Source organism: Corallococcus sp. AB049A (assembly GCF_003668885.1).
GTDB lineage: Bacteria > Myxococcota > Myxococcia > Myxococcales > Myxococcaceae > Corallococcus > Corallococcus interemptor.
On sequence record NZ_RAWL01000594.1, the window covers coordinates 1 to 4,222 of the forward strand.

At 72.2% G+C, this 4,222-nt stretch carries 4 protein-coding genes and 1 pseudogene; 3 read left to right on the forward strand and 2 right to left on the reverse strand.

The window, feature by feature from the left end; all coding sequences use genetic code 11:
- Both D7X55_RS36755 and D7X55_RS36760 read right to left on the reverse strand, forming a co-directional pair.
- On the reverse strand, positions 1-541 hold a 541-nt coding region (locus tag D7X55_RS36755), incomplete at its 3' end, for an RtcB family protein (protein ID WP_147470364.1).
- Entirely contained in the window at positions 538-936 is a 399-nt protein-coding gene (locus D7X55_RS36760) for a ribosome-binding factor A (RefSeq protein WP_121725465.1), read from the reverse strand. The genes D7X55_RS36760 and D7X55_RS36755, both read right to left, overlap by 4 nt.
- 355 nt (positions 937-1,291) lie before the next feature.
- Between D7X55_RS36760 and D7X55_RS36765 the strand changes: the two genes are divergently transcribed.
- The 3 genes and pseudogenes from D7X55_RS36765 to D7X55_RS36775 all read left to right on the forward strand — a co-directional run.
- Positions 1,292-2,683, forward strand: coding sequence for an NAD(P)/FAD-dependent oxidoreductase (locus tag D7X55_RS36765; protein ID WP_121725466.1), 1,392 nt, complete (start codon positions 1,292-1,294; stop codon positions 2,681-2,683).
- Positions 2,684-2,725: 42 nt separating this feature from the next.
- Positions 2,726-3,946: a glycosyltransferase family 87 protein gene (locus tag D7X55_RS36770; protein ID WP_233610289.1), complete on the forward strand. Its 1,221-nt coding sequence runs from the start codon at positions 2,726-2,728 to the stop codon at positions 3,944-3,946.
- 82 nt (positions 3,947-4,028) lie between these two features.
- Positions 4,029-4,222 (forward strand): annotated as a pseudogene (locus D7X55_RS36775) (energy transducer TonB); the annotation flags it as partial.

Here is a 4,222-nt window from a genome sequence, read left to right on the forward strand (position 1 = left end):
CCCCCACGCCCCGCGAGCCCGAGTGGATGAGCAGCCAGAGGTCCCCGGCCCCATCACGGTCCAGCTCCAGGAAGTGGTTGCCCCCGCCAAGCGTGCCCAGATGGCGCGGCGCCAGCCGTTCCCAGGCTCGGGCGAGCTTGTGGGTGGACAGCGGAGGTGCTTCGAGCCCCGGAGGAAGGGGGAGGCCCTTGCCCCGGTGCACCGCGTCCCCCACCGGGATGACCCGGGCGAGCTGGGACAGGACGCGCTCCAGGTCCGCGCGCGAGAGGGACGCGGCGGGGAAGGCGAAGCGGTGCGCGCTCACGCCGCAGCCCAGGTCGTTGCCCAGCGCGCCGGGGACGACGTGGGCCTCGGTGGCGAAGACGGTGCCCACCGCCACGCCCGACGCGAGGTGCACGTCCGGCATCACCGCCACGTGCTCCGTGACGTAGGGCTGCGCGGCCAGCTGCTGGAGCTGCTTCAGGGCCGCCACAGGCACCGTGCGCGCCCAGGCGAGGAGCGGCACCGCGCCCGGTGGGACTTCGAGGACGCGGGGCATCATGAGTCACCTCCTTCCGCTGGCTCCGTTCGCGGGGCGGTGCCCACGAGGACGAAGCGCAGGTGCGGGGTGCGCTTGAGGTTCAGGTGCTGCGCGAGCCGCGAGCGCAGGAAGCCCTCTGCTCGGGACAGGGCCTCCTTCACGGCGGCGGGGTCCGCGTCGTGCGGCAGCGTGTAGCCGATGCGCACCGTGCGGCCTTCGGAGGACAGCTCGCACGACGCCAGGGTGACGTCTTCGAGCCGGGGGTCGGACAGCTCGCCGCGGAAGAGCAGCGAGACGTCGTCGGAGAGGGTGGACTGGACGCGCAGGTGACGCGCGGACGGTACTTCGGAATGGAACAGCGAGGAGCCCGAGCGCCGGTTGGACGCGCGGGTACGGCGATGCCTGGAAGAGGACATGAAAGAAGACGGGTTCCTGCAAGCCGTGCCGGAAGCACGGCCGGGTGTGCACGTGAGTGCCCCCACGCGGACACGCCTCCGGTGACGCTAGAAGCGAGCCCTCGCGGAGCGGACCGAGACCACCTTGGCGACACGTCCCATGGCACACCTCCCGCCGCGCATCCGCCGCACGGACCGTCCACGAACGCGGAAGAGACACACGCATCCGTGCGCGCCTGGACGCGGGGACATTCCAGGTCCTGACAAAGGCGGGGCTGTCCTCTGGTGACCAGCCGCTCCATCCACCATCCGACGCGCGGCGCCGGTCGGATTGGCGGGACGGCCATCCCGGGGCAAGCAGGGGCCAGGAGGCGTCATGGCCGAGACTTTCGACGTGGTGGTGATTGGGGCGGGTCCCGCTGGAGAGAACGCGGGCGCGCGCGCGGCGGCGGGCGGATTGAAGGTCGCGCTGGTGGAGCACGAGCTTCTGGGCGGCGAGTGTTCCTACTGGGCCTGCATGCCCAGCAAGGCGCTGCTGCACCCCGGTGAGACGCTGTGGCTCGCGAAGCACACGCCCGGCGTGCGCGAGCTCATCCAGGGGCCGCTCAAGGCCGACGCCGTGCTCAAGCACCGCGACCAGATGGTGTCCAACTACGACGACAAGTCCCAGGTGAAGTGGGCCGAGGGCGCGAAGCTCACCGTGATGCGCGGCCACGGCCGGCTCACCGGCCCGCGCAAGGTGGCCGTCACCGGCAAGGACGGCAAGGTGCGCGAGCTGGAGGCGAAGCAGGCGGTCGTCGTCGCCACCGGCAGCAAGCCGCGCCTGCCGGACATCGCGGGCCTCAAGGACTCCAACCCGTGGGACAACCGCGAGGGCACCGGCGCCAAGGCCGTGCCGGGCCGGCTGGTGGTGCTGGGCGGCGGCGTGGAGGCCGTGGAGCTGGCGCAGGCGTGGCGCGAGCTGGGCTCGGAGGTGACGCTGGTGCAGCGCGGGCCCCGCGTGCTCAAGCGCTTCGAACCCTTCGTGGGCGAGCAGGTGGCCCAGGCGCTGCGCGACTCCGGCGTGCGCGTGCTCCTGGAGACGCAGGCCACCAAGGTGCAGCGCTCCGGCGCGCAGGGCGAATACACCATCACGCTGACCGGCGGGGACACGCTGCGCGCGGACGCGCTGCTCGTCGCCATGGGCCGCACCGCGCGCACGGACGACCTGGGGCTGGACACCGTGGGGCTCAAGCCCGGCGCGTCCATCGAGGTGGATGATCAGCTGCGCGCCACGGGCGTGGACGGCGGCTGGCTGTATGCGTGCGGCGACGCGAACGGCCGCAACCTGCTCACGCACATGGGCAAGTACCAGGCGCGGCTGCTGGGCGACGTCCTGCTGGGCAAGCCCGCGAAGGCGTGGGCGGACGCGAAGGCCACGCCGCAGGTCATCTTCACGCACCCGCAGGTGGGCAGCGTGGGCCTCACCGAGGAGAAGGCGCGCAAGGCGGGCGTGCCGGTGAAGACCGTGCAGTACGAGCTGGGCAACGTGGCCGGCGCGTCCGTCATGGGCAAGGACCTCCAGGGCACGGCCAAGCTGGTGGTGGACGAGCAGCGCCGGGTCATCGTGGGCGCCACGTTCACCGGGCCCGGCGTGGGCGAGATGATCCACGCGGCCACCATCGCCGTCGCGGGCGAGGTGCCGCTGGACACGCTCTGGCACGCGGTGCCGTCGTACCCCACCGTGAGCGAGGTGTGGCTGCGCCTGCTGGAAGCCTACGGCCTGTGATTGCGGCGGGGCGCCCCCGCGTGGAATGGTGCGCGCCCCACCGTGTCCCTGTCCGTGAACGAGCACCGCCAACGCGCATCCCTGAAGGTGGAGTGGGCGTTGTTGCTGGTGCTCGCCGTGGCGGCCGTGGCGGTGGGCCAGCATCCCCGGCGCGGCGCGGACTTCCGCGTCTACCTCACCGCCGCGGAGCGCTTCCGCGACGGCACGGACCTCTACCGCGCGGAAGACGGCACCATGCCGTTCAAGTACGCGCCCGTCACCGCGCCCCTGTTCCTGCCCTTCACCGCCCTGCCCCCGCGCGCGGCCGTGGCGCTGTGGAACCTGGGCTCCGTGCTCGCGCTGGGCGCCGTGTCCGTGCTCACGCGCCGCGCGGTGCCCAGGGGTGATGAGGCGGCGCCATGGCCGTGGGCGCCGGTGCTCGCCACCGCCGCGCTCCTGCCCGCGTTCTCCTTCGAGATCTTCTACGGTCAGGTGGACGCCGTGCTGCTGTGGCTGCTGGTGCTCGCGGCCGTAGGCGCCGAGCGGGGCCGCGCGTGGGGTCCCGGCGCGGCCTTCGCCGTGGCGTGCCTGCTCAAGCCTCCGGCCGCGCTGCTGGGCCTGTTCTTCCTGGCGCGCAGGCACTGGCGCGTGGTGGGGACCACCGCCCTCTTCGGCGTGCTGCTGGTGCTGCCCACGCTGGGCCGCTACGGGTGGACGGGCACGCTGTCACAGCTGCGTGACTGGACGGAGATCCTGGCGCGAACCACGCCGCCGTGGGCGCTGGGTCACAACCCTCAAGGCCTGCCCACGCTGCTGCTGTCGCTGGTGCTGCCTCCGGATTCCATCCCTCCCGCTGGCGCGATGACGCTGGCGCAGGCCGTGGCGATGGCGCTGTTCATCGCCGCGCTCGTGTGGGCCCGGCCCGGTCCGGTGGAACTGCTCGCGTTCTGCTGCCTGGGCGTGACGCTGCTGTCACCGCTGGCGTGGCGCGCGAACTACCTGCTCGCGTGGCCGGTGATCCGCGTGGCGCTGGAGGGACGCTCGCGCCTGGGGCAGGCGTGCGTGGCCATCGTGGCCCTCATCGGCGTGGCCGTGTCGGACGCCGTGCTGGGAGCGGAAGTGGCCCGGCGCGTGTTGCTCTTGCGTCCGTTCGCGGTGGCGTACGCCGCGCTGCTGATCGCCCTGTTGTGGCAGACTCGGCGGCATGGAACGCCCACGGCGGTGATTTCCGACAAGACCGTGACCCACCTGCCGCGCGGATTCTTGAACGCTCGCGGTCCGTGACCCAATCGAGACATGCCCGGGGGCAAAGTGTCACGGAGCCTGAACCTTCGTGACACACGGTGTCGCTATATGCGTCCCCGTCATGTTCGAAACGTTCGACAGCGCTTCCAGCGCCCCCGCTGCCCGGCGGTTCGCGCTCTCCACCACCGCGTCGGTCGCCGTCTTCGGACTCATCGCCGTGGCGGCGATGACCGCGGCCAACACGGTGAAGGAGGTCATCAAGGAGAAGAAGGTGGACGTCGTCTTCCGTCCCCCTCCGCCTCCGCCGCCTCCCGT